This is a genomic window from Kitasatospora sp. NPDC058965, assembly GCF_042741245.1.
Classification (GTDB): domain Bacteria; phylum Actinomycetota; class Actinomycetes; order Streptomycetales; family Streptomycetaceae; genus Kitasatospora.
The window spans coordinates 1-1,608 of sequence record NZ_JBHYKG010000587.1 but is presented as its reverse complement, the minus strand read 5'-3'; the positions used below and the strand labels follow the sequence as shown (position 1 = coordinate 1,608).

General features: G+C 77.7%; 1 protein-coding gene. It reads left to right on the top strand.

Going from position 1 to position 1,608, the window contains the following annotated elements; all coding sequences use genetic code 11:
- Positions 1-934: 934 nt before the first annotated feature.
- The gene (gene orn, locus ACFW1A_RS40385) at positions 935-1,552 is read left to right on the top strand and encodes an oligoribonuclease (protein WP_380418705.1); all 618 of its coding nucleotides are present in this window, start codon (positions 935-937) and stop codon (positions 1,550-1,552) included.
- Positions 1,553-1,608: the final 56 nt, after the last annotated feature.

Sequence of the window (1,608 nt, the reverse complement as noted above, 5' to 3'; positions counted from 1 at the left end):
GTCCGGGGCACCCGGGCGGCACCGGCGTGCCCGGATCCGGCACTCCCGGTACTCCCGGCTCCCCCGGTGGACCGGGCGGGCCCGCCGGCTCCGGCCGGGCCCGGGTGGCGCCGCAGGGCCCGGCCGCGCTGCCGCCCTCGACCAAGAACCGGATCCGTCCGCTGGTCCCGCCGCAGCCCGGTCCCGCCACCCGGCGCGGCCCCGGACCGGCGGTCCGCCCGGTCGAGCACGCCGTGGCCGAGGACGGGCACTCGCAGCCGGGTGCCCGCGGGTCCGGCGCGGGTCACCGCGCGGCCGAACGGCCTTCGGAGGCCCGGGCGGACGCCCGACCGGACCGCGGGACGGGCAGCCGTGCGTCGGGCCGGGCCGCCGGTCCGGCCGGTCCGGGTCAGAGCCCGAGCGCGAGCGCGAGTGCGAACGCGGCCGCCGAACGGATGCTCAGGTCCCCCGCGTTCGGCGCCAGGCCGCCCGCCACCGGAGCACCGGGACCCACCGGCGCGCCCGGTGCCGCCAGTGCCGGGACCACCGGTGCCGCCGGTCCGGCCGGGGGCGCGGCACGCGGCCTCGCCCGGCCGGTCGGGTCGACGGGTGCCCGTCGCTCCCCGGCCACCGGTGCGCCCGGCACCGGCGCCGGGGCCGGGCCGGCCACCCGGGGCGCCGGTGCACCGGTTCAGGACGGCCCAGGCGACGAGTCGGCGGACCACCGTCCGCCGGGATCCGACCCGGGAGTCTGACGGCAGGCCAGGTGGCGGGCGCTCAGCCCGCCACCCCGTCCACCACACCGTCAGCCGCACCCGAGCCCGCACCCGCAGGGTCCCCGGGAGCCCTCGGCACGCCCGGGGAGCCCCGGTGCCCCGCCCCCTTGACCGGCCGGAGGTCGCCGAGTCCCCCGACGTACTGCCCCAGCGCGGCACGGCGCCGTAGGCTGGGCCGGGTGAACGACCGTTTGGTATGGATCGACTGTGAAATGACCGGACTCGACCTGGAGCGCGACGCGCTGATCGAGGTCGCCGCCCTGGTCACGGACTCCGAGCTGAACATCCTCGGCGAGGGGGTGGACGTGGTGATCCGTCCGCCGGCCCAGGCCCTGGAGACCATGCCGGAGGTGGTGCGCCAGATGCACACCGCCTCCGGCCTGCTCGACGAGCTGGACGCGGGCCTGACGCTGGCCGAAGCCGAGCGCCTGGTGCTCGACTACGTGCGCCAGCACGCGCCCGAGGGCGGCAAGACGCCGCTGTGCGGGAACTCGGTGGCCACCGACCGCGGCTTCCTCTCCCGGGACATGCCCGCACTGGAGGGCCACCTCCACTACCGCATCGTGGACGTCTCCTCGATCAAGGAGCTGGCCCGCCGCTGGTACCCGAGGGCGTACTACAACAGCCCGCAGAAGGGTGGCAGCCACCGGGCGCTGGCGGACATTCGGGAGAGCATCGCCGAACTGCGGTACTACCGCGAGGCGGTGTTCGTGCCGTCCCCCGGCCCGGAGACCGACGACGCGCGCCGGATCGCGGCGAAGTACCAGGTCACCGGCGAGCAGGCCGGCGAGCAGTAGGCGACCAGCAGACGACCAGCAGGACCGGGTGCGGTGCCCGGAGCCCCGCTCCGGGC